This window comes from Massilia sp. 01N410 (genome assembly GCF_056399665.1).
The window spans coordinates 122,211-142,459 of record NZ_JBFTRV010000008.1 but is presented as its reverse complement, the minus strand read 5'-3'; the positions used below and the strand labels follow the sequence as shown (position 1 = coordinate 142,459).

22 protein-coding genes and 1 pseudogene are annotated in these 20,249 nt (G+C 65.8%); 12 read left to right on the top strand and 11 right to left on the bottom strand.

Features of this window, described 5'->3' with window-relative positions:
* Positions 1 to 68 precede the first annotated feature (68 nt).
* Together AC1DOP_RS13370 and cysC are read left to right on the top strand one after the other, a co-directional pair.
* Positions 69 to 2,045: a TOL_0244 family TonB-dependent receptor gene (locus tag AC1DOP_RS13370; protein WP_477251666.1), complete on the top strand. Its 1,977-nt coding sequence runs from the start codon at positions 69 to 71 to the stop codon at positions 2,043 to 2,045.
* The gene (cysC, locus tag AC1DOP_RS13365) at positions 2,033 to 2,611 is read left to right on the top strand and encodes an adenylyl-sulfate kinase (protein WP_442122761.1); all 579 of its coding nucleotides are present in this window, start codon (positions 2,033 to 2,035) and stop codon (positions 2,609 to 2,611) included. The genes AC1DOP_RS13370 and cysC overlap by 13 nt, the downstream gene beginning before the upstream one ends.
* 50 nt (positions 2,612 to 2,661) lie before the next feature.
* Here the strand turns inward: cysC and purB are convergent, their stop codons facing one another.
* Positions 2,662 to 4,041 (bottom strand): adenylosuccinate lyase, encoded by a 1,380-nt coding sequence (purB, locus tag AC1DOP_RS13360; RefSeq protein ID WP_442122762.1) that lies wholly within the window; start codon positions 4,039 to 4,041, stop codon positions 2,662 to 2,664.
* A 161-nt stretch (positions 4,042 to 4,202) separates the two neighbouring features.
* Between purB and AC1DOP_RS13355 the strand changes: the two genes are divergently transcribed.
* Positions 4,203 to 4,820 (top strand): glutathione S-transferase N-terminal domain-containing protein, encoded by a 618-nt coding sequence (locus AC1DOP_RS13355; RefSeq protein ID WP_477251663.1) that lies wholly within the window; start codon positions 4,203 to 4,205, stop codon positions 4,818 to 4,820.
* Positions 4,817 to 5,800 carry a PfkB family carbohydrate kinase gene (locus AC1DOP_RS13350; protein ID WP_442122764.1) on the top strand — a complete coding sequence of 328 codons (984 nt, stop codon included), beginning with the start codon at positions 4,817 to 4,819 and terminating at the stop codon, positions 5,798 to 5,800. The genes AC1DOP_RS13355 and AC1DOP_RS13350 overlap by 4 nt, the downstream gene beginning before the upstream one ends.
* Here the strand turns inward: AC1DOP_RS13350 and bfr are convergent.
* The 3 genes from bfr to AC1DOP_RS13335 form a co-directional block, all read right to left on the bottom strand.
* A complete protein-coding gene (gene bfr / locus AC1DOP_RS13345) occupies positions 5,787 to 6,269 on the bottom strand; it encodes a bacterioferritin (protein ID WP_442122765.1) in 483 nt (160 codons plus the stop codon). The genes AC1DOP_RS13350 and bfr overlap by 14 nt on opposite strands.
* Before the next feature lie 62 nt (positions 6,270 to 6,331).
* A complete protein-coding gene (locus tag AC1DOP_RS13340) occupies positions 6,332 to 7,021 on the bottom strand; it encodes a PepSY-associated TM helix domain-containing protein (protein ID WP_477251660.1) in 690 nt (229 codons plus the stop codon).
* Between the two features lie 183 nt (positions 7,022 to 7,204).
* On the bottom strand, positions 7,205 to 7,423 hold the full coding sequence (locus AC1DOP_RS13335; protein WP_442122767.1) for a (2Fe-2S)-binding protein: 219 nt from the start codon (positions 7,421 to 7,423) through the stop codon (positions 7,205 to 7,207).
* Positions 7,424 to 7,640: 217 nt separating this feature from the next.
* On the opposite strand from AC1DOP_RS13335, the gene AC1DOP_RS13330 reads away from it, so the two are divergent.
* From AC1DOP_RS13330 to AC1DOP_RS13320, 3 genes are read left to right on the top strand one after another with little or no spacing between them, the layout of a single operon-like run.
* Positions 7,641 to 7,901 (top strand): FeoA family protein, encoded by a 261-nt coding sequence (locus AC1DOP_RS13330; RefSeq protein ID WP_442122768.1) that lies wholly within the window; start codon positions 7,641 to 7,643, stop codon positions 7,899 to 7,901.
* Positions 7,902 to 7,913: 12 nt separating this feature from the next.
* On the top strand, positions 7,914 to 9,806 hold the full coding sequence (feoB, locus tag AC1DOP_RS13325; protein ID WP_442122769.1) for a ferrous iron transporter B: 1,893 nt from the start codon (positions 7,914 to 7,916) through the stop codon (positions 9,804 to 9,806).
* 1 nt (position 9,807) lies between these two features.
* Positions 9,808 to 10,068, top strand: a complete 261-nt coding sequence (locus AC1DOP_RS13320) for a DUF6587 family protein (protein ID WP_442122770.1) — start codon at positions 9,808 to 9,810, stop codon at positions 10,066 to 10,068.
* An 11-nt stretch (positions 10,069 to 10,079) separates the two neighbouring features.
* Here AC1DOP_RS13320 and AC1DOP_RS13315 read toward each other — a convergent pair.
* Positions 10,080 to 10,834, bottom strand: a pseudogene (locus AC1DOP_RS13315) (DUF72 domain-containing protein).
* Positions 10,835 to 10,976: 142 nt separating this feature from the next.
* On the opposite strand from AC1DOP_RS13315, the gene AC1DOP_RS13310 reads away from it, so the two are divergent.
* Positions 10,977 to 11,276, top strand: a complete 300-nt coding sequence (locus AC1DOP_RS13310) for a type II toxin-antitoxin system Phd/YefM family antitoxin (protein ID WP_442122771.1) — start codon at positions 10,977 to 10,979, stop codon at positions 11,274 to 11,276.
* Positions 11,251 to 11,508, top strand: a complete 258-nt coding sequence (locus tag AC1DOP_RS13305; RefSeq protein WP_442122772.1) for a Txe/YoeB family addiction module toxin — start codon at positions 11,251 to 11,253, stop codon at positions 11,506 to 11,508. Before AC1DOP_RS13310 ends, AC1DOP_RS13305 begins: the two co-directional genes overlap by 26 nt.
* On the opposite strand, the gene AC1DOP_RS13300 is transcribed toward AC1DOP_RS13305, so the two are convergent.
* A complete protein-coding gene (locus AC1DOP_RS13300; protein ID WP_477251656.1) occupies positions 11,502 to 12,086 on the bottom strand; it encodes a hypothetical protein in 585 nt (194 codons plus the stop codon). The genes AC1DOP_RS13305 and AC1DOP_RS13300 overlap by 7 nt on opposite strands.
* Positions 12,087 to 12,224: 138 nt before the next feature.
* A complete protein-coding gene (locus AC1DOP_RS13295) occupies positions 12,225 to 14,153 on the bottom strand; it encodes a CocE/NonD family hydrolase (protein ID WP_442122774.1) in 1,929 nt (642 codons plus the stop codon).
* A gap of 118 nt (positions 14,154 to 14,271) precedes the next feature.
* Here AC1DOP_RS13295 and AC1DOP_RS13290 point away from each other — a divergent pair, with 118 nt between their 5' ends.
* From AC1DOP_RS13290 to AC1DOP_RS13280, 3 genes are read left to right on the top strand one after another with little or no spacing between them, the layout of a single operon-like run.
* Positions 14,272 to 14,943: a glutathione S-transferase gene (locus AC1DOP_RS13290; protein WP_442122775.1), complete on the top strand. Its 672-nt coding sequence runs from the start codon at positions 14,272 to 14,274 to the stop codon at positions 14,941 to 14,943.
* A 6-nt stretch (positions 14,944 to 14,949) separates the two neighbouring features.
* Complete coding sequence (locus tag AC1DOP_RS13285; RefSeq protein ID WP_442122776.1) at positions 14,950 to 15,726, top strand: 5'-3' exonuclease; 777 nt, start codon at positions 14,950 to 14,952, stop codon at positions 15,724 to 15,726.
* Positions 15,727 to 15,743: 17 nt separating this feature from the next.
* The gene (locus AC1DOP_RS13280) at positions 15,744 to 16,130 is read left to right on the top strand and encodes an ANTAR domain-containing response regulator (RefSeq protein ID WP_442122777.1); all 387 of its coding nucleotides are present in this window, start codon (positions 15,744 to 15,746) and stop codon (positions 16,128 to 16,130) included.
* Between the two features lie 38 nt (positions 16,131 to 16,168).
* Here AC1DOP_RS13280 and AC1DOP_RS13275 read toward each other — a convergent pair whose 3' ends face one another.
* The 4 genes from AC1DOP_RS13275 to AC1DOP_RS13260 all read right to left on the bottom strand — a co-directional run bounded on the left by AC1DOP_RS13275 (position 16,169) and on the right by AC1DOP_RS13260 (position 20,218).
* The gene (locus tag AC1DOP_RS13275) at positions 16,169 to 17,839 is read right to left on the bottom strand and encodes a methyl-accepting chemotaxis protein (protein WP_477251653.1); all 1,671 of its coding nucleotides are present in this window, start codon (positions 17,837 to 17,839) and stop codon (positions 16,169 to 16,171) included.
* Between the two features lie 72 nt (positions 17,840 to 17,911).
* A complete protein-coding gene (locus AC1DOP_RS13270) occupies positions 17,912 to 18,388 on the bottom strand; it encodes a chemotaxis protein CheW (RefSeq protein WP_442122779.1) in 477 nt (158 codons plus the stop codon).
* Positions 18,389 to 18,599: 211 nt separating this feature from the next.
* A complete protein-coding gene (mnmA, locus tag AC1DOP_RS13265; protein WP_442122780.1) occupies positions 18,600 to 19,709 on the bottom strand; it encodes a tRNA 2-thiouridine(34) synthase MnmA in 1,110 nt (369 codons plus the stop codon).
* A gap of 2 nt (positions 19,710 to 19,711) precedes the next feature.
* On the bottom strand, positions 19,712 to 20,218 hold the full coding sequence (locus tag AC1DOP_RS13260) for an NUDIX hydrolase (RefSeq protein ID WP_442122781.1): 507 nt from the start codon (positions 20,216 to 20,218) through the stop codon (positions 19,712 to 19,714).
* Positions 20,219 to 20,249: the final 31 nt, after the last annotated feature.

The window sequence follows — 20,249 nt, the reverse complement described above, 5'->3', positions numbered from 1 at the left end:
GGTAAAATGTTGACTTGGCCGATTTATCAATGATAATTGTCGGCCATGAATATTTCCTCGAACACCTTATGATGTCGTCCGCTCCCGGCCGGGCGCCGTTTGCGCTCCGCCTGCCCCTCCTTTTGCTGGGCGTGGTCCTGGCCACCTGCGCGCATGCGGGCGAACAGTCGAGCGAGCGTACGGGCGGCGAGCGCCAGGCCGAATTCGCCGACCTGTCGATCGAGGAACTGGCGAACATCGAGGTGACGTCGGTGTCCAAGCGGCCGGAACGCCTGCAGGATGCGCCGGCCTCGGTGTTCGTGATCACCGCCGACGACATCCGCCGTTCCGGCAGCCGCAGCCTGGCCGAAGCGCTGCGCCTGGCGCCCAACCTGGAAGTGGCGCGCTCCAACAATTCCGGTTACTACATTTCCGCGCGCGGCATGAACGGTTCCAGCAACAGCCCCGCCAACAAGCTGCTGGTGATGATCGACGGCCGTTCCGTGTATTCGCCGCTGTTCTCGGGCGTGTTCTGGGACGAGCCCGACGTCATGCTGGAAGACATCGAACGCATCGAGGTGATCAGCGGCCCCGGCGGCACGCTGTGGGGCGTGAATGCCGTGAATGGCGTCATCAACATCACCACCCGCCATGCGGCCGATACCCGCGGCGACCTGCTGGTGCTGCGCGGCGACAGCGACGGCGCCCAAGCCGCCTTCCGCCACGGTGCGGGCGGTCCGGAACACAGTTGGCGGGTGTACGGCAAGGTGTTCGGCCTGGGTCACAGCGAACTCGCCAGCGGTGCGCCGATCGACGACGCCTGGGACCAGGGCCAGGTCGGCTTCCGCTCCGACTGGGAGCGCGGCCAGGACCGCATCAGCCTCAACGGCAACGCCTGGCGCGGCCGCCAGGGCCAGCCGGCGCCGGGCGCCATCGCCGCGCCGGGCGCCAGCGTCGGGGTCGACGACATCATCACGCGCGGCGCCAACCTGACCGGACGCTGGGAGCATGCGCTCGAAGGCGGCGGCAGCCTCAGCGCCCAGGCCTATGTCGATCACCGCTACCGCCAGGTGCCGCCCACCTTCACGGATTCGGTCGACATCGCCGACCTCCAGCTCCAGCACTCGCTCCCCAAGTGGGGCATGCACAGCATCGTGTGGGGCGGCGAGTACCGCTACAGCTGGGACAAGGTCGACAACAGCCGCTTCGTCGCCTTCCTGCCGGCCAGCGACCGCCAGCCCTGGGCCAGCCTGTTCGCCCAGGATGAGATGGCGCTGCGCGACGACCTGCGCCTGACGGCCGGCGCGCGCTATGAGCGCAACCCCTATACCGGCGCCGAATTCCTGCCGACCCTGCGCCTGTCCTGGCGGGTCTCGCCGGCGCACTCGCTGTGGGCCAGCTATTCGCGCACCGTGCGCGCACCGTCGCGCCTGGACGTCGACGCCTACGTCCCCGGTGCGCCGCCCTATCTGCTGGCCGGCGGTCCGCGGGTGCGCTCCGAAGTGGCGCGCGTGTTCGAACTCGGCTACCGCGGCCAGGTCGGACAGCGGATGTCGTATTCGGTCACGGCCTTCCGCAACCTGTACGACCACCTGCGCACCCAGGACATCACGCCCGCCGGCACGATCGAATTCGGCAACCTGATGGAAGGCCGGGCGCATGGCCTCGAAGCCTGGGGCAGCTACCAGATGAGCGATGCCTGGCGCCTGTCGGGCGGCCTGACGGCGCTGCACGAGCGCTTCACGCTGAAGCCCGGCAGCGTCGACGCCGGCAGCGTGGCGACCACCGGCACCGATCCGGCCTACACGGCCCAGCTGCGCTCCAGTTATGCCTTCGACAGCGCGCGCGAGCTCGAACTGGCGGTGCGCCACGTCGGCGCCACCGGACGGCCTGAAGTGCCGGCCTACAATGCGCTCGACCTGCGCTTCGGGTGGCGTTTCGCGCCGGGCATGGAGCTGTCCGTCATCGGCAACAATCTGAACGGCAGCCACGGCGAATACGGCGTGTCCCAGTTCCGCAGCGAAGTGGGACGCAGCGTCGGCGTGAAGCTGGTGTGGCAGCGCTGATCGATCCGCGCGAACGCGAACGCCTGCACGGCCACGCGCCGGCGGTGCTGTGGTTCACCGGCCTGTCCGGCTCGGGCAAGTCGACCCTGGCCAGCAGCGTCGAGCGGCGTCTGCACGCGCTCGGTTGCCGCGCCTTCGTGCTGGACGGCGACAGGCTGCGCCAGGGCCTGTGCAGCGACCTCGGCTTTTCGAACGCGGACCGGCACGAGAACATCCGCCGGGTGGGCGAGGTGGCGTCCCTGTTCGCGCAATCGGGCGCGATCGTGCTGACGGCGCTGATCTCGCCGTTTGCGCAGGACCGCGAGCGGGCGCGCCGGCTGCTGCCGGAGGGACACTTTTTCGAGATCTATTGCAACGCCAGCGTGGCCGACTGCGAACGGCGCGACGTCAAGGGCTTGTACCGGCGCGCACGGGCGGGGGAAGTGAAGGAATTCAGCGGCATCTCATCGCCCTACGAGGCGCCGGCGGCGCCGGAGCTGGAGCTGCATACCGCCAGGGACAGCATCGGGCAATGCGTCGATGCCGTCCTCGAGATCTGTCAAAAACACCTTATCCGGCCCCGCTGACGGGGCCGGAAAAACTCAGATCCCGGCCCCGCTGACGGGGCCGGAAACACTCAGATCGCCTTGGCCAGCTGGGCCGCGAGGCCGGTGTAGTTGGCCGGGGTCATCGCCAGCAGCAGGGCCTTGGCTTCCTGCGGCATGGCCAGCTTGCCGATGAACTCCTGCAGCGCTTCGCGGGTGATGCCCTTGCCGCGGGTGAGTTCCTTCAGCTGCTCGTAGGGGTTCTCGATGCCGTAGCGGCGCATCACGGTCTGCACCGGCTCGGCCAGCACTTCCCAGTTGGCGTCCAGGTCCTGCTCCAGGCGCAGCGGGTTCACTTCCAGCTTGTTCAGGCCGCGCAGGCAGCTGTCGTAGGCCAGCAGGGCGTAGCCGAAGCCGACGCCGATATTGCGCAGGACGGTCGAGTCGGTCAGGTCGCGCTGCATGCGCGAGACCGGCAGCTTGTCGGCCATGTGGCGCAGCACCGAATTGGCCAGGCCCAGGTTGCCTTCCGAGTTCTCGAAGTCGATCGGGTTGACCTTGTGCGGCATGGTCGACGAACCGATTTCGCCGGCCTTCAGCTTCTGCTTGAAGTAACCCAGCGAGACATAGGTCCAGATGTCGCGGTTCAGGTCGAGCAAAATCGTATTGGTGCGCGAGATCGCGTCGAACAGCTCGGCCATGTAGTCGTGCGGCTCGATCTGGATGGTGTAGGGGTTGAAGGTCAGGCCCAGCCGCTGTTCGATCACGTTCTTGCTGAACGCCGGCCAGTCGAAGCCCGGGTAGGCTGCCAGGTGCGCGTTGTAGTTGCCGACCGCGCCATTCATCTTGCCGAGGATCTCGACGCCTTCGATGCGCTTGACGGCGCGCTGCAGGCGCGCGACCACGTTGGCGAATTCCTTGCCGAGGGTGGTCGGGCTGGCGGTCTGGCCGTGGGTGCGCGACAGCATCGGCAGGTCGGCGTTGACGTGGGCGATCTCGGTCAGCCTGGCGATGATGGATTGCAGGGCCGGCAGCATCACGCCGTCGCGCGCCGCTTTCAGCATCATGCCGTGCGAGGTGTTGTTGATGTCTTCCGAGGTGCAGGCGAAGTGGATGAACTCGCTGGCCGCGACCAGTTCCGGCACGTCCTTGACCTTTTCCTTCAGCCAGTACTCGACGGCCTTGACGTCGTGGTTGGTGACGGCTTCGATTTCCTTGATACGGGCGGCATCAAGCTCCGAGAAGTCGGCGGCCAGCTTGTCGAGCAGGGCGTTCGCCTCGGGCGAGAATGGCTTGAGTTCGGCAAAGCCGGCCTGCGACAGTGCCTGCAGCCAGGCGATCTCCACCTTCACGCGGTGGTGCATGAAGCCGGCTTCCGACAGGATCGGACGCAGCTTGTCGGTCTTGGCGGCGTAGCGGCCGTCCAGCGGGGACAGGGCCGACAGGGTGGAGGAGGAGGCGGTAGAGGTCATGGCGGGCGGGGATGAGTGCAAAAGCGCGATTTTACCATCGGGAGCCTGCGCGAACCGGGTTTGTCAAGCCGAATGTGGACAGCGTTGCACGCCTTTCCCACGCCATTATCCGGTCATTGCCCGATGCTATACTGTCAGTCAGTCCCCTAATCTGAGCATTTATGAAACTCATCGGTTCCGTCACGAGTCCTTATGTGCGCAAGGTGCGCGTCGTGTTGGCAGAGAAGAAGCTCGACTATGTGTTCGAGCTCGACAACGTCTGGTCGGCCGATACGAAGATCAGCGCCACCAACCCGCTCGGCAAGGTGCCCTGCCTGGTGATGGAAGACGGCAGCGCGATGTACGACTCGCGCGTGATCGCCGAGTACCTGGACACGCTGACCCCGGTGTGCAAACTGCTGCCCGCCAACAGCCGCGACCGCGCCGACGTCAAGGTCTGGGAAGCGCTGGCCGACGGCGTCGGCGATGCGGCCGTGCTGGCCTACCTGGAGCGCACCCAGCGCCCCGCCGAGCTGCAGAGCCAGGCCTGGATCGAGCGCCAGATGGGCAAGGTCAGCAAGGGCCTGCAGGTCATGTCCGACAACCTCGGCGAGCAGCCGTTCTGCATGGGGATCCACTACACCCTGGCCGACGTCGCGGTCGGCTGCGTGCTGGGCTGGCTGTCCCTGCGCTTCCCCGCCATCGACTGGCGCGGCGAGCACCCGAACCTGGCGCGCCTGTTCGACAAGCTGTCGGAACGCCAGTCCTTCAAGGACACCGTGCCGGTTATCGCCTCGTGAGCGCCGCAATAAGCGCATCCGCGCCGACCACGGTCGTGTTCGGCGAAGCCCTGGTCGACGAATTCCCGACCGAGCAGGTGGTGGGCGGCGCGCCCTTCAACGTCGCGCGCCACCTGGCCGCCTTCATGGCCCCAAGCCTGATGATCACCCGCATCGGCCGCGACCGCAACGGCCAGGCCGTGCGCGGCGAGTTCGAGCGTTTCGCGATGAGCGACGCCGGCCTGCAGCACGACCCGATGGAGGAAACCGGCCGCGTGGTGGTCGAAAGGAGCGGCCAGGGCCACCGCTTCCGCATCCTGCCGCGCCAGGCCTACGACTTCATCGACGCCGCCGCCGCCGCCGCCAGCCTGGCGAACGCCGATGCCGGCATCGTCTACTTCGGCACCCTGGCCCAGCGCGAACAGCGTTCGCGCGCCGCCCTGGCCGCCGTGCTCGACGCGACGCCGGCCAAGCGCTACCTCGACCTCAACCTGCGTCCCGGCCAGTACGAGGAAAGCACCGTCACGCGTTCGCTCGAGGCGGCCGACATCGTCAAGGTCAATGAAGAGGAATTGCAGGCGCTGTTCCAGTGGTATTTCCAGATCGGCCCGAGCGATGCGCCGCTGGCCACCGAGGAAGTGCACGCGGCCTGCCGCGCGCTGATGGACCGCTTCGGCCTGGAAACCCTGATCGTGACCCTGGGCCACCGCGGCTCGGTGGTGTTCCTGGCGGACGGCGGCCTGATCGCCAACCGCGACAACCCGGCGCCGCCCTTCGTGATCGACACGGTGGGGGCGGGCGACGCCTTCTCGGCGATCTTCCTGCTGGGCCGCATGCGCGGCTGGCCGCTCGAACTGACCCTGGCGCGCGCCAACGAATTCGCCGGCGCGATCTGCGCGGTCGCCGGCGCGGTGCCGCGTGACCTGAACTTCTACGACAAATGGGTCACGCGCTGGCGCGACCCGGCTGCCGCTTCGGCGTCGGCGTTTACTCCTCGCTGACGTCGCCCATCTGCGACTGCAGGTAGTTCTGGATACCCACCTTGACGATCAGGTCGAGTTGGGTTTCCAGCCACTCGATGTGCTCCTCGGTATCTTCGAGGATGTCCAGCAGCAGGTCGCGCGAGACGTAGTCGCGCACGGTCTCGCAGGCGGCGATGCCGTCCTTGATGGTCTGCTGGGCGGCGCGCTCGAGCTTGAGGTCGCATTCCAGCATTTCCTGGGTCGACTCGCCGATCAGCAGCTTGTGCAGGGCCTGCAGGTTGGGCAGGCCGTCCAGCATCAGGATGCGGTCGATCAGCCGGTCCGCATGCTTCATCTCGCCGATCGACTCGTCGTATTCCTTCTTGCCGAGGCGTGTGAAGCCCCAGTGCTTGTACATGCGCGCATGCAGGAAGTACTGGTTGACCGCAGTCAGTTCGTTGGTCAGCTGCGCATTGAGTGCGCGGATGATGTTCGGATCGCCCTTCATGGAGTGCCCTTTATTGTTGACGTGATATCGGCATCATAGCAAAACCGCGGGGCCCGCCATCCTTATATCGATGCCAGCGCCACACCGCCGGCCAGCAGCAGCGAGACCGAGGCGATCGCGATGCCCACCGTGCGCCTGCGGTTGGTGAGCGCCCACAACACCATTCCGGACAGCGACAGCAGGATGATCGAGCCGGCCAGCGTGTCCACCAGCAGGATCCAGCCCACGCTCATGCCCACGCCCTTGTGCAGGTTGGTGAGGGTGGCGAAGACATTGTTCTCGGTGCGTTTCAGGGTCACGTAGTTGTTGCCGACCCAGTACTCGGCCGCTACCGTCCCGGAGGGGGACGTAAAACTGGCGCTCCAGCGCGCCGGCTGGACCATGGTGCGGTCGCCCCAGGCCACGGTGCGGGCCGGATCGAGTTTCACGCGCGCCGGATCGGGGGCGAGCTTGAGCGAGGATTTCAGCCAGGCGGCCAGCGCCTGCGGGTCGGCCGGGGCCGGGTCGGGCAGGGGCACCTGCACCGTGCTTTCCTGGGTTTGCGCGGCGGGAATCTTCAGCACCGCGCGGTGGTTCAGGAGGATGCCGGTGCTGCCGAACAGCAGGCCGAGCACGGCGCCCCACAGGCCGATCCAGCCATGCATCTTGCGCAGCCACTTGACGGCGACGGCGCGGCGCGAAGGTGTGGGAGGCGGTTGAACCGTAAACGGGGGCGGCGGCGTCCTCGGATTGCGAAACGGGATGACGGGCATAAGACAGGCGAGATGGCTGCTTCGGAAGCACCATGTTATCAGGACGCGCCGCGCATCGGCCGCTTCGCGCATCGATATGTGTGCGGCAATCCCACGCTTTGCTATGAGGTCATGGCGCTTGTAAAACTGGACCGGCGTCGCTGGCGCCGCAGGCGCGGCGACGGCCGGGACGATTCGGAAAAATCAGGCGGCCAGGCCGGCCACCGTGGTGCGGCGCAGCTCGGTGACCGTGGTGGTCGATTCCAGGTGTTCGTTCATCACCTCGCGGGCATAGCTGACGCATTTGCCGCAGCAGGTGCCGACGCCGAGCTCTTTGTACAGGTCGGACATCGAGGTCAGGCCCATTTCGACGGCCTGGCGGATTTCACGGTCGGAGATGTTGTTGCAGACGCAGACGATCATGGTCTTTATTCCGGTGTTGTTTGGTCTATAATGCGAATCATTCTCATTATGTTTTGTATTCTCCCGAAGTCGAAGCCTGAATGCAAGCGTTTTGTCGCGTAATCGAGGCAGAGTGAACACAAGTAGACAAATCGCAAATAGAAATAATTCGCATTTAGGTTTATGATGCTCACATGTCTCATCAGCGCTGCAGCCGAATTCGATTGGAAGCGACATCATGACTCTTGCACCGACCCTGACCACGCTCGACGCCTTGAAGGCGGGCCAGAGCGCCACCGTGATCCATCTCGCCCCCAGCCATGGTGGCGATGGCGCCGACGTCTCGCGCCGCCTGCTGGAGCTCGGCTTCGTCCCCGGCGAACGAATCCGCATGCTGAAGGGCGGCCTGCCCGGCGGCCCAGTGGCGGTGAAGGTCGGCCAGTCCACTTTCGCCCTGCGCCGTTTCGAAGCGGCGCTGATCTCGATCCAGCCGGAATAAGGCCATATATACATGGGAGCAGTAGAACAGCAGGTCCAGGCAGCGGCCAGGGCGCCGCTCATCGCCCTGCTGGGTAATCCGAACTGCGGCAAGACCGCGCTGTTCAACCGCCTCACCGGCGCGCGGCAGAAGGTCGCGAACTACGCCGGCGTCACCATCGAACGCAAGGAAGGCAGTTTCACCCTGCCGGGCGGTCGCGCCATGCGCGTGCTCGACCTGCCGGGCGCCTACAGCCTGTCCGCCCACACCCCCGACGAAGCCATCACGCGCGACGTGGTGGCCGGCCTGCGCGCCGGCGAACAGTCGCCGGACGCCGTGGTGTGCGTCGTCAACGCCACCAACCTGCGCCTGAACCTGCGCCTGGTGCTCGAGATCCAGCGCCTGGGCCTGCCGATGGTGCTGGCCCTGAACATGGTCGACGTCGCCAACAAGCGCGGCATCGAGATCGACACCGGAAAACTGTCGCAAGAGCTGGGCATGCCGGTGGTCGAGACCGTGGCCGTGCAGTCCGGCGGCGAGAAAGGCCTGCTGAAAGCGCTCGAAGCGCTGTCCTTCGACGCGCCGGTCAAGCCGCGCGCGCTTTCCGCGATCGACGCCGTGCCGGTCGAGGAGACCCAGCGCGAGGTGCGCCGCATCATCGGGGCCTGCGTCAGCTTCGACAAGGACACCGGCAACCTCTCCGAGCAGATCGACCGGGTCGTGCTGCATCCGGTGCTGGGCCCGGTGATCCTGGCCGCGCTGATGTTCCTGGTGTTCCAGGCCGTGTTCAGCTGGGCCGCCGTGCCGATGGACCTGATCAAGAACGGCGTCGAGGGACTCGGCCGCTGGATCGGTTCCAGCATGGCCGAAGGCCCGCTGCGCAGCCTGATCGTCGAGGGTATCTTCGGCGGCGTCGGCAGCGTGCTGGTGTTCCTGCCGCAGATCCTGATCCTGTTCTTCTTCATCCTGATCCTCGAGGACTGCGGCTACCTGCCGCGCGCGGCCTTCCTGCTCGACCGCCTGATGGGCGGCGTCGGCCTGTCCGGACGCGCCTTCATTCCGCTGCTGTCTTCCTTCGCCTGCGCGATCCCCGGCGTGATGGCGGCGCGCACGATCCAGAACCCGCGCGACCGCCTGGTGACGATCATGATCGCGCCGCTGATGACCTGCTCGGCGCGCCTGCCGGTGTATGCGCTGGTGATCGCGGCCTTCATCCCGAACCGCCAGCTCGGCGCCGGCATCAACCTGCAGGGCCTGGTGCTGTTCCTGCTGTACGCGGCCGGCATCGTCAGCGCGATGGGCGTGGCCTGGTTCTTCAAGCGCGCCGCGCGCGCCAAGGGTCATCACCCGCTGATGCTGGAACTGCCGGCCTACCACTGGCCCCACCTGCAGAACCTGGCCCTGGGCCTGTGGGAACGCGCGAAGATCTTCGTGACCCGCGTCGGCACCGTGATCCTGACCCTGATGGTGCTGGTCTGGTTCCTGTCGAGCTTCCCGGGCGCGCCGGAAGGGGCGACCCATCCGCCGATCTACTACAGCGTGGCCGGCATGCTGGGACGCGCCCTGGCGGTGGTCTTCGAGCCGATCGGCTTCGGCTGGCAGATCTGCATCGCGCTGGTGCCCGGCATGGCCGCGCGCGAAGTCGCGGTCGGCGCGCTCGGCACCGTGTACGCGCTGTCCAGCGGCGGCGACGACGTCGCCACCTCGCTGGCGCCGCTGATCGCCCATTCCTGGAGCCTGGCGACCGCGCTGTCGCTGCTGGCCTGGTACGTGTTCGCGCCGCAGTGCCTGTCGACCCTGTCCGTCGTGCGCCGCGAGACCGGCAGCATCCGCTACGCCTTCCTGATGGCCGGCTACATGTTCGCGCTGGCCTACACGGCTTCCTTCATCACCTACCACGTCGCGCGCTGGGCGCTGGGGAGCTGAAATGGTCCAGTATCTGGTCGTCGGCATGATCGTGCTGCTCGCGGCGCTGTACGCGGCGGGCAAATACCTGCCGCTGTCCTGGCGCCGCAAGATCGTCTACAAGTTCTCGGACGGCTCTGGCCGCGGCCTGCTGGCGCGCTGGCTCGACAAGGACGCGGGCTGCGGCAGCGGCTGCGATACCTGCGGGACCTGCGAAACGGAGCCGATGCCGGAGCAGGATGCGCAGGGGCGCAAGATCATCCAGGTGCATGTGAAGCGCTAGATCCACCATTTCTAGGCCGCAGGCCGCCATTCCACGTCCAGCAATGCCATCAAGCGCTTCGCATCGAACGGCGCCCGCACCTTGATGTCGTTGTCGAAGTAGCAGTACACATCCCGGCTCCCGGCCTTCGGCGGCGGTATCGAAGACACCAGCCGCGCATCCTCCGGCTGCTTCCCTTCGCTCCACGAGCGTATCCGCGCCGCCCAGCGCGCCAGCGAATCGTCCTCGTACCCGCTCGCATACAGCTCATGCTCGCCGTGCAGGCGGATGTAGACGAAGTCCGCGGTGACGTCTTCCCAGTCCGGCCACTTGCCCGCGGTGTCCGCCACCACCAGCGCCACCTTGTACCTGCGCAGCAGGGCGATGAAGGCCTCGTCGTGGAAGCTCTCGTGGCGCACCTCGACCGCGTGGCGCAGCGGGCGCACGGCGTCGATCTCCAGCAGCGAACGTCCCGTCATCTTGGCATCGTGGCGGCGCCCGAGGCCAGCACGTTGGCAAGCGGCGTCTCGATCCCGCGCAGCTTGAGCATGTGGGTGAGGAAGCGGTTGCCCTTCACCGCGAACACGAAGCCGGGCGGCGTGGCCGCATACCAGGCCGCGTAGCTCGCGGGCCGCTGCAGCGCATAGAAGGAACCGTTGATCTCGATGGTGGGAAGGAAGCGCGATGCGTAATCCAGCTCGCGCGCCTGGACCAGACCCGGCGGATAGAACACCCCGCGCCAGGGGTCGTAACGCCAGCCCGAGATGCCGATGTAGATGTTGCCCATGCCTGCGATGGTAGGCGAGCGGCGAGGATGACTCGGTACGTTGACGAACCGTGATCGGGCTCGCTTGCGATCCAGGCTATTTGCGCTATACTTAGAGTTGTACTATATATTGTACAAGTCAATATTCTTCTGGAGATGGCAAATGAGAATCGTCAACTTTTCCGACGCGCGTAACAGCCTTCGTACTGTGATCGATCAAGTGGTCGAAGATGCAGACGTAACGGTAATCTCGCGCCGTGATGCTCCCGATGCCGTTGTCATGTCCTTCGATTACTACAGCAGCCTCATGGAAACAGTGCACCTGCTGAGCTCTCCGGCAAACGCCGCGCATCTTGCCAAGTCCCTCGCCCAAGCCCGTTCCGGCCAGGCTCAGTCCCGGGAACTGATCGATACTCTGGAAGCCGAAGAGGCGCATCATGCGAAACCTGAAGTTCACGGATGAAGCCTGGAACAGCTACATCTATTGGCAAACGCAAGATCGGAAGACACTCAAACGTATCAATGATCTGATCAAGGACGCGCAGAGAAGCCCGTTCGAAGGGATCGGCAAGCCCGAGGCCCTGAAACACAGCCTGAGCGGCTGCTGGTCGCGCCGGATAGACGAGACAAACCGCCTGGTCTACGAAGTGCAGGATGAAGAGCTTGTCATCATCTCCTGCCGCTACCATTACTGACGGACTAAGAACGCAAACTTCGCAGGCCGCCGGCGCCACAAACCCACGGCCCCAAGCCCCGCCGCCAGCATCGCCCACGCAGGCGCCTCCGGCACCGGCGTCACCGGCGAGGCCGACATCATGCTCAGGACCGTGCCCTCGGTCCAGTACAGGTGGTGCTCGGTGGTGGTGTAAGGATCGAACTGGTATTCGTAGCTCATCTTGCCGGACTCGATCAGGTGGCCGCCGCCGCGCCAGCCCTCGGGGTCGCTGCCGTATTCGCCCAGGCTGAAGGACAGTCCCTTGTCGGGCGAGAACACGAAGCTGTCGGCCCCGCAGTGGTAGTAGGCATTGCTCCTGGTGCCGCAGGCGATGTAGTCCATCGAGCCGATGGTCAGCGAATTCAGCTCGCCGAGTTCGAGCACGCCGTCGGCGTTCAGGTCGGTGCCGGTGAAGGAACCGGAGATCTGCATGCCGGGCAGGAAGACCGCGGCTTCATGGTCGTAGAAGCCGGTGTAGGTGAAGGTCCAGTGGGCCGACTGGGCATGGGCGAGCGCACTGCCAAGCAGCAGTGCGGTGGCGGACAACAGGTGCTTCATGGTGGACCTCGCATGGTGCGGGACGACCCCGCGGTAAATGAAATGCTGGGTTCAGCCTACACGTGTTTGTTAAGGAAGCCCTGTCCGGTTGACACAATGTCGCCGGCCGGCCACAACGGCTGGCCGGCTCGGCAGTGTTTATTTCCCAGCCGAAACGACCGGCAGTTCGATCGCGCTTTCCATGCCCGGCGCGTGGTAGACCCGCTGGGTCGCCTTGCGGAAGTCGCCCGCCCTGGCATGGAAAATGTTGGGCACGAAGGTCTGCGGGTTGCGGTCGTACAGCGGGAACCAGCTGGACTGGATCTGCACCATGATGCGGTGGCCCGGCAGGAAGACGTGGTCGACGTTCGGCAGTGCGAAGCGGTAGCGCTCGGCCTTGTTGGCCGGGATGGCCGCCGGTTTGTCGAAGCCCTGGCGGTAGCGGCCGCGCAGGATGTCCATCGCGATCGGCAGCTGGTAGCCGCCCATCTCCGGCTGGGCCGCGACCTCGTCCGGATACACGTCGATCAGCTTGACCACCCAGTCACTGTCGGTGCCGGACGTCGAGGCGAACAGGTTCACCATCGGCTCGCCGGCCAGTTCCAGGGGCTTGCTCAGCGGTTCGCTCACATAGGTCAGCACGTCCGGGCGGTCGGAATACGAACGCTGGTCGGTCACCAGCCAGGGCTTCCAGACCGTGCCTTCGCCCATGCGCACCGGACGCGGCACGAAGGGCACCGGTTTCGCCGGATCGGACACGTATTCGTCGAAGGCCGCGCCCTTGGCATCGCTTCGCATCTCATCCTTGCCGAAGCCGAGACCGAAGCCCGGCTTCAGGTACAGCGCGGTCGAACTCGGGACCAGCGGCCACTGCTCCAGGCGGCGCCAGCGGTTCACGCCGGTCTGGTAACTCCATACGGGCGGGGTGTCGAAGGCCGGGGCGCCATCCTTCAGGTACTGGTCAAAGAAGGGCAGCATGACTTCGCGGCGGAACTGGCGGGCGGTGTCGCCGGTGAACTTCAGGGCGCCCAGCGAGGAACCATCGTAATTCACGCCGCTGTGGCGCCACGGACCGACCACCAGCGAATTCAGCTTGTTGTCCTTGTCCTTCGGCTCCACCGCGGCATAGGTCGCGTAGGCGCCGTAGATGTCTTCCTGGTCCCAGCGGCCGACCACGGTCATGGTCGGCACCGTCAAGGGTTTCTTCGCCAGGATGCGGTCCAGCGCCTGCTCCTGCCAGTAGCTGTCGTAGGCCGGATGCTCGAAGATCTTCTTCGTGAAGTTCAGCTGGTCGACGCCGTAGATGTGGGCGTAGTCCGCGGTCGAACCGGCGCGCAGGAAGGCGTCGTAGTCGTCGTGGATGCCGGTGACGATCTCCTCGCCCTTGCCGCGCGCCGCGTTCTGGCCGGCGATATAGGCCAGGTTGGTATTGCGGAAGGCGCCGTTGTGGAACCAGTCGTCGCCGCGCCAGCCGTCGACCATGGGGCTCATCGGCACTGCCGCCTTCAGCGCCGGGTGCGGTTCGACCAGCGCCATCAGCACCGTGAAGCCCTCGTAGGACGAGCCGACCATGCCGACCTTGCCGTTCGATTCCTTGACGTTCTTGACCAGCCAGTCGATGGTGTCCCAGGCATCGGTGCTGTGGTCGACCTGGGTATTGTTCAGCGGGCCGCGCACCGGACGCGTCATCACGTAGTCGCCTTCCGAGCCGTACTTGCCGCGCACGTCCTGGAACACGCGGATATAGCCGTTCTCGATGAAGGCATCGTCGCCGTCGCCCAGCAGCGAGGTGATGTGCGGGCTCTTCATGCGGGCGGTGCGGCCGGAGGCGTTATACGGCGTGCGGGTCAGCATGATCGGGGCGTGGCTGACTCCCTTCGGGATCACGATCACGGTGTGCAGCTTGACGCCATCGCGCATCGGGATCATCACCTCCCGCTTCACGTAGTCGGCATTCGGGAGCGTGATCGAGAATTTGTCGGACGGGATGTCGGGCGCCATCGCCGGCGTCTGGGCCATGGCCGTGCCGCCGAGCGCCGCGAACAGCAGGGGAAGAATGGACAGGGTCGGCAGGCTGGGGCGCGGCATCGGGGGGTCTCCTAGATTGTTAAAAGTTGCATTCAAGCATATTACCCAAGCGGGGAGCGGTACGCAATTGCGAGGCAAAATGTTAAGCTAGCGCCATTTTCCCGACCACCGCCAGCCGATGATCATCGTCCACCACCTGAACAACTCCCGCTCCCAGCGCATCCTGTGGCTGCTGGAGGAACTCGGCCTGGAGTACGAGATCAAAAAATACCAGCGCGACCCGAAGACGATGCTGGCGCCGCCGGAGCTGCGCGCCGTGCACCCGCTGGGAAAATCGCCGGTGATCCAGGATGGCGACACCATCGTGGCCGAGTCCGGCGCCATCATCGAATACCTGGTGGGGCGTTACGGCAACGGCCGCCTGGAACCGAAGCCCGATACGCCCGAGCGCCTGCGCTACACCTATTTCCTGCACTATGCGGAAGGATCGGCGATGCCGCCGCTGCTGCTCAAGCTGGTGTTCGACCGCGTCGAGAATTCGCCGGCGCCCTTCTTCGTGCGCCCGATCGCGCGCGCCATCGCCAACCGGGTCAAGGACAGCTTCGTGCTGCCGCAGATCCGCCAGCACCTGGCCTTCCTCGAGGGCGAGCTGGCGGAGCGCGACTGGTTTGCCGGCGACGCGTTCTCGGCCGCCGACATCCAGGTCAGCTTCCCGCTGGAGGCGGCCGCCGCGCGCGGTGGGCTGGACGGCAAGTATCCGAAGCTGAGCGGCTTCCTCGAACGCATCCACGCGCGTCCGGCCTACCGGCGCGCGCTCGAACGGGGCGGGAAGTACGATTTCGTCAAGTAAGAGAGTATGGCAAAGCTGCTGGCCATCGATGGCCTGAACATCGTCCGCCGGGTCTACGAGGCCAGTCCGGAGCCGGACTCCGACCTGAAGGCCAGCATCGCCCTGCGCCACGCCTTCTCGTCCTTCCGCAAGCTGCTGGAGGCGCATGCGCCGACCCACGTGCTGGCGGCCTTCGACTACGGCGGCCAGACCTGGCGCCACGCCCTGTATCCGCGCTACCGCGAGGGACGGGCGCCGATGCCCTCGGACCTGCGCAATGCGCTGCCGGAATTCCACGAGCGCCTGCGCGCGGCCGGCCTGCACGCGCTCATGATTCCCGAGGTCGAGGCCGACGACGTGATCGCTACCGGCGTCATGCGCTGGCTGTCGGAGGGCAGGGGAGATGCGGTGGTCGCCACCACCGACAAGGACCTGCACGCCCTGATCGCCCATGGCGCCCTGGTGTGGGACCATTTCAAGGGCGAGTGGCACGACGACGCCTGGGTGCGCAACAAGTTCGGCGTGGCGCCCGAGCGCATCCATGACCTGCTGGCGCTGATGGGCGACCCGACCGACGGCGTGCCGGGCGTCTCCAAGATCGGCATGAAGACCGCGGCGCGCCTGCTGAACGCCTACGGCGACCTGGACGCGGTAATGGCCGGCGCCGGCATCCTCAAGACCCCGCTGGGCGAGCGCCTGCGCGCCGAGCGCGAGATCCTCGAGGTCTCGCGCAAGCTGGTCGACCTGAAGACCGACGTCAGGCTCGGGGTGAGCTGGAAGATGCTGGCGTGGGACGCCAACTGAGGAAGGACAGGAAAACCATGATGCTCAAGGCAGTGATTGTCGATTCGAACGCGATCTCGCGCGGCCTGCTCAACACCGTGCTGACCGACGGCGGCTACGAAGTGGCCGGCCAGACCCATACCAGCCTGCTCGGCTACGCGCTGGCGCAGAAGCACCGCCCGCACATCTTCTGCATCGCGCGCGAGCAGGTCGAGGACGGCAACGACGTGGTCGAGCAACTGCGCACCCATCTGCCGAAGACACTGATCTTCATGGTTTCCGGCACCCTCGACGCACCCGCGGTGCAGGCCGCGCTGACGCGCGGGGTGCAGGGCTTCATCGTCAAGCCCTTCAAGGCGGAGACCGTGCTGCGGACCATTCGCACTACGGTGCTGAATATCGTCAGGCAGCATCGGGGCGCCTGAACGTCGTAGAGAAGCCGCGGGGGCGACGGTAGTTCTTATTAAAACGCTTCCCACTCCGCCGCCACCGGCTCCTTGCGCTGCGCCGGCTTAGCCGCCTGCGCCAGCTTCGGCGTTTCCACGCGCTTCAGCGGCCTGGAAAGCGTCGGCGCCACGGCCTGCGCCGCGCCCTCCACCTTGAACACACTCACCGCCTGCGCCAGGCGCGCCGCCTGGTCCTGCATCGCTTCGGCGGCCGCCGAGGTCTGCTCCACCAGCGCCGCATTCTGCTGGGTGACTTCATCCATCTGTGCGATCGCCCGGTTGATCTGCTCGATGCCGCTGCTCTGCTCGTGGCTGGCGGCGGTGATCTCGCTCATGATGTCGGTCACGCGGCGCACGCCGTCGACGATTTCGCGCATGGTGCTGCCGGCTTCGCCGACCAGCTTGCTGCCGTTCTCGACCTTGCCGGTCGAATCCACGATCAGGGCCTTGATCTCGCGCGCCGCGGCGGCGGAGCGCTGGGCCAGGTTGCGCACTTCGCCGGCGACGACCGCGAAGCCGCGGCCCTGCTCGCCGGCGCGCGCCGCTTCGACGGCCGCGTTCAGCGCCAGGATATTGGTCTGGAAGGCGATGCCGTCGATGACGCCGATGATGTCGGCGATCTTGCCGGAGGCATCGTGGATCTCGCGCATGGTGCCGACCACCTGCTCGATCACGGCGCCGCCGCGCGCCGCCACGTTCGAGGCCGATTCCGCCAGCACATTGGCCTGGCGCGCGTTGTCGGCGTTCTGCTTGACGGTCGAGGTCAGCTCTTCCATCGACGACGCCGTCTCCTCCAGCGAGCTGGCCTGCTGCTCGGTGCGCGAGGACAGGTCCAGGCTGCCGGCCGCCACTTCGCCCGAGGCGGTGGCGATGGTGTCGGTGCCGCTGCGCACGGTCCGCACGGTGCGCGCAAGGCTTTCGTTCATCGCCTTCAGGGCCTGCAGCAGCTGGCCCATCTCGTCGCGGGTGGTCACGTCGATGCGGCTGGTGAGGTCGCCGGCGGCGACGGTATTCGCCACCTCCAGCGCACGCGCGACCGGCACCGCGATCGATGCCGAGATGCGCCAGGCGATGACGCCCGCCACCACCAGGATGGCCAGGCCCAGGCCGATCATCAGCGTGCGGGTTTCCGAATAAGTGAGTTCGGCGTTGTCGCTGGCCGCCGCCACGGCGGTCTTCTGCAGCTTGATCTGCTCGTTCAGGACCTTCTTGTAGGCCAGCAGCAGGGGGCGGAATTCGCTGGTCAGGTAAGCCTTGGCGCCATCGATGTCGCCGGCGCCGATGCGCTTGAGCAGCTCGTCCTGGTCCTTGACGAACGTGGCGTTGTGCTCGGCGGTCTGGTTGGCCAGCTCGCGCTCCGCGCCTGCGGTGGTCTCGGCGTGGTAGCCGTCGAGGATGGACTGGATCGTGGCGCGCGCCTTCATCACGTTGGCGGTCTGCAGCTTGCGGTCGGCCGGATCGTCGTTGAGCATCTGGTTGCGCAGCGCCACCGAGATGTTGTTGGTCTGGTCGAGGATCGAGGTCGCCGCCTCGATCTTCGGCATGCGTTGCTGCACGATGTCGCGGGCACCCTGGTTGACGCGGCCGAGCATGGTCACGGCCAGCACGAGAACGACGATCAGCATGGCGCAGATGATGCCGAAGCCCAGCGCAAGGCGGGTGCGCAGTTTGAAATTACTGAAATTCATGATGTTGTTGGAGGTGAAGCGAGATGAGGCAGACAGCCGCGGCGCATGCCGCGGCCGTGGGAGGCAGTACTGTCAGGCGGCGGACCGTGCGGCGGCCAGCAGGCCCATGTCTTCGGAGCTGAGCAGCTTGTCGATGTCGAGCAGGATCAGCATGCGCTCGCCGACGGTGCCCAGGCCCTGCAGGTATTCTGCGGCGACGCTGGCGCCCAGGTCCGGCGCGGCCTTGATCTGGTCCGGCGTCAGGGTCACGACGTCCGACACGCTGTCGACCACCATGCCGATCGTGTGGCCGTTGATGTTCAGGACGATCACCACGGTGAACGCGTCGTAGGTCGGGTTGCCGACATTGAACTTGATGCGCATGTCGACGATCGGCACGATGATGCCGCGCAGGTTGACCACGCCCTTCAGGTAGTCCGGCGCGCTGGCGATGCGGGTGACGTTGTCGTAGCCGCGGATTTCCTGGACCTTGAGGATGCTGAGCGCATATTCTTCCGCGCCCAGCCGGAACGACAGCACTTCTGTCGCGTTGTTGGTGTCTTCAGCCATTGCTGCTCCTGTGTGCAAATTTTGCCGTGCGGCAACATTAGTGAAGATTACGATATTTCGGCGCGCAGTTCGATGGAGAAATGGCAAGCGCGGCTAAAAATCGTGAAATTTTGCGGAAGGGTGCAACAGTCGACTGCGGACACGTACGTGTAAACGTCGTCCACGCCTTCGCGGGGACGACGATCAAACGCCGCGGGCTACGAGTACGGGATCAAACGCCAGTGGCGCTATCGATAATCCCACCACCCAAGCAAACATCCCCGTCATACAGCACCGCCGATTGTCCGGGCGTCACCGCCCATTGCGGCTCGTCGAAGCGCAGGCTGAAGCGGTCCAGGCCTTCCGGCGCCACGCTGCAGGCGACGTCGGCCTGGCGGTAGCGGGTCTTGGCGGACAGTGCGCGTGGAGCAGGCGCTTCGCCGGCGATCCAGCTGGCCTGGCCCGCGCCAAGTTCGGCGGACAACAGCCAGGGGTGGTCGTGGCCCTGCACGATGTAGAGGGTGTTGCTGGCGATGTCCTTGCGCGCCACGAACCACGGCTCGCTGGTGCCGTCCGCGTTCTTGTGCGACTTCAGGCCGCCGATGCCGATGCCCTTGCGCTGGCCCAGGGTGTAGAAGGACAGGCCGACGTGTTCGCCGACCGTCTGGCCGTTGTCCAGCTTGATCGGGCCCGGCTTGTGCTGCAGGTAGCGGCCCAGGAATTCGCGGAAGGGGCGCTCGCCGATGAAGCAGATGCCGGTCGAGTCCTTCTTGGCCGCGTTCGGCAGCTGCAGCTTCTCGGCGATCTTGCGGACCTCGGTCTTGGGAATCTCACCCAGCGGGAACAGGGCTTTCGAGAGCTGCGCCTGGTTCAGGCGGTGCAGGAAGTAGCTCTGGTCCTTGGTCGAATCGAAGGCCTTCAGCAGCTCGAACTTGCCGGTCCCCGGGTTCTGGCGCACGCGCGCATAGTGGCCGGTCGCGATCAGGTCGGCGCCCAGTTTCATGGCGTGGTCGAGGAAGGCCTTGAACTTGATCTCGGCGTTGCACAGCACGTCCGGGTTCGGGGTGCGGCCGGCCTGGTACTCGCGCAGGAATTCCGCGAACACGCGGTCCTTGTATTCGGCGGCAAAGTTGACGGCTTCGATGTCGACGCCGACCACGTCGGCCACGCTGGCCGCGTCGATCCAGTCCTGGCGCGTCGAGCAGTATTCGGAATCGTCGTCGTCTTCCCAGTTCTTCATGAACAGGCCGACGACTTCATAGCCCTGTTCCTTCAGCATCCAGGCCGCGACCGAGGAGTCGACGCCGCCCGACATCCCGATCACGACTTTTTTCTTGCTCATGCTTACGTTACGTCCGGTTTGATTGAAAGACCGCCATCGAATACCGTATGGTCGGTGTACAGCAGGTCGAGCTCGGTGCGCTTGCCGGCCAGGTAGTCGTCCACGCACTTCAGCACGATCGGGCTGCGGTGGCGCTCCTGGCAGGCCGCCAGTTCGTCGCGCGTCATCCACAAGGTGCGCAGGATGCCCTCGTCGAGCGGCTGGTCGTATTGCCTGCCCGGCCTGCCGCAGAAGGTGAAGCGCAGGTAGGTGACGTCGGTGCCGCGCGACTTCGAGTGGTAGCGCGAGATGTACATGCCGACCAGTGCCTCGGGGACGAACTCGTGGGCGGTTTCTTCCATGGCCTCGCGGATCACCGCCTGTTCGAGCGATTCGAATGGGTCGAGGTGGCCGGCCGGCTGGTTCAGCCGGATGCCGTCGCTGGTTTCCTCTTCGATCAGCAGAAAGCGGCCGTCATCGCGCTGAATGATCGCAGCGACGGTCACTGATGGTCTGAAGGTATGGGTCATGCGCGTCCTTGTAGTGTGCCGACATTTTACC